This is a genomic window from Serratia inhibens, assembly GCF_003591175.1.
In the GTDB taxonomy this organism is placed as follows: domain Bacteria; phylum Pseudomonadota; class Gammaproteobacteria; order Enterobacterales; family Enterobacteriaceae; genus Serratia; species Serratia inhibens.
The window spans coordinates 1-1,738 of record NZ_QYYG01000021.1 but is presented as its reverse complement, the minus strand read 5'-3'; the positions used below and the strand labels follow the sequence as shown (position 1 = coordinate 1,738).

Here is a 1,738-nt window from a genome sequence, read left to right as displayed (position 1 = left end):
ATGTGGGCCTGAACGGCGCCATCGTGGGCATGACCAGCTTCGGCGAGTCGGCCCCGGCAGACCAGCTGTTCAAAGAGTTCGGTTTCACCGTGGACAACGTGGTGGCCAGGGCGCAGGCGCTGCTGAAATAAGGCGTCTCGCGTTAGCCCATAAAAAGCCCGGCATTGCCGTAATGCCGATCAGTTAAGGATCACTTGAACGATCCTACCGCTGTGTGAAAATCCGTAATCTCCCTGAGATTACGGATTTTTTTATGTTACTGAGTCAGGCGCTTGATGCCGCTCTTAAATTCACTCCTAAAGAATTTGCTGCACTGTCCGATTTGCTCTCACCTGAGCTTATCGATGAGTGCCTGGCCGATACGGGCGTCGTGACGATCCGAAAGCGCCGTCTCCCCATGGAGATGATGGTCTGGGCCGTGGCCGGTATGTCCTTGTTCCGCTCACTTTCCATGAATCAGTTGGTTTCACATCTCGATATTATGCTTCCGGGTAAGCGTCCTTTTGTCGCCCCCAGCGCAGTGGTACAGGCCCGTCAGCGGCTCGGGGAAGAGGTGGTCAGACTCGTTTTCGAGAAAACACGCCAGCTCTGGTTCGAGAAAACACCGTTATCGCACTGGAATGGTCTGACGTTGATGGCGGTAGACGGTACTCTGTGGAGAACACCCGACACGCCGGAAAATGATGCCGCTTTTGGGCGAACAGCTAATGAGCATGCCCGGTCCGACTGGCCACAGCTGCGCATGGTCTGTCAGATGGAAGTCACCAGTCATCTGCTATCCGGTGTGAGCTTCGGCAGTGTGTCAGAAACCAGCGAGGTTGACCTGGCCGCTCAGTTGGCCGGGCAGACGCAGGACCACTCACTGACGATACTGGATAAAGGCTTCTATGCGCTCGGCCTGCTTCATTATTGGCAATCATCAGGTACAGAAAAACACTGGATGATCCCGCTGCGCAAAGGTACACAGTATCAGGTTCGCGAGAAGCTGGGAGCAGGACATGAGCTGGTTGAACTTAGCTTAACGCCCCAGGCCCGCAAGAAATGGAAAGATGCCCCTCAGACACTGACGGCGAGGTTGATAAGTAAAGAAATCAACGGGAAAACGATACAGATCCTGACGTCGATGTGCGATCCGTTACGCTATCCTAAAGCCGATATCGTTGACCTTTATGGTCAGCGTTGGGAAATTGAGCATGGCTTCAGAGAAATGAAACAACATCTGTTGCAAAATGAACTGACGCTGAGAAGCAGAAAGCCGGAGCTGATAAGACAGGAACTTTGGGGTGTAGTGCTGGCCTATAACCTGCTGAGGTTCATGATGGCACCGATGGCTTACAGTCTGAAAAACGTGGAGCCTTACCAGATAGGGTTTAAACAGGCGGCCCTGTATCTGACAGCACAACTGAGCATACTGCCGGCGGTGGCCCCGGGAAGGGTTCCGAAGGTGATGAATGAAATCCTGGCGATGGCGGAAAGCTTCGTCTTGCCCGCTCGACGGCAAAGGCATTATCCAAGAGCGGTAAAAAAGAAGCCGCAACGTTACCCGTTGCGGCGTCCTCAAAAGCTTAACTGACAAGCATTAGGCGCCTGAAGGCGCCCTTTTTATTTCAGTGACCCGTCCTGAATAGCGTTGACACGTTTTCGACTTAAATCCGGAGAACGTGATAATGGCTGAGTTTAAACGCACACAACGTGACTATCCTTTGTCTTTTAAAATTGCTGTTGTTGAGCAGGTTGA

2 protein-coding genes are annotated in these 1,738 nt (G+C 52.6%); both read left to right on the top strand.

Annotated features, from left to right (window positions below; genetic code table 11):
- The coding region (locus tag D4100_RS25450) for a transketolase-like TK C-terminal-containing protein (RefSeq protein WP_420876415.1) at positions 1–131 on the top strand (131 nt) is incomplete at its 5' end.
- 122 nt (positions 132–253) lie between these two features.
- The gene (locus tag D4100_RS25445; protein WP_119805466.1) at positions 254–1,573 is read left to right on the top strand and encodes an IS4 family transposase; all 1,320 of its coding nucleotides are present in this window, start codon (positions 254–256) and stop codon (positions 1,571–1,573) included.
- Positions 1,574–1,738 lie beyond the last annotated feature (165 nt).

Bases quoted from the DNA above. Each gene is read 5' to 3' on its own strand.
- D4100_RS25445 (WP_119805466.1), top strand. From the start codon at position 254: ATGTTACTGAGTCAGGCGCTTGATGCCGCTCTTAAATTCACTCCTAAA.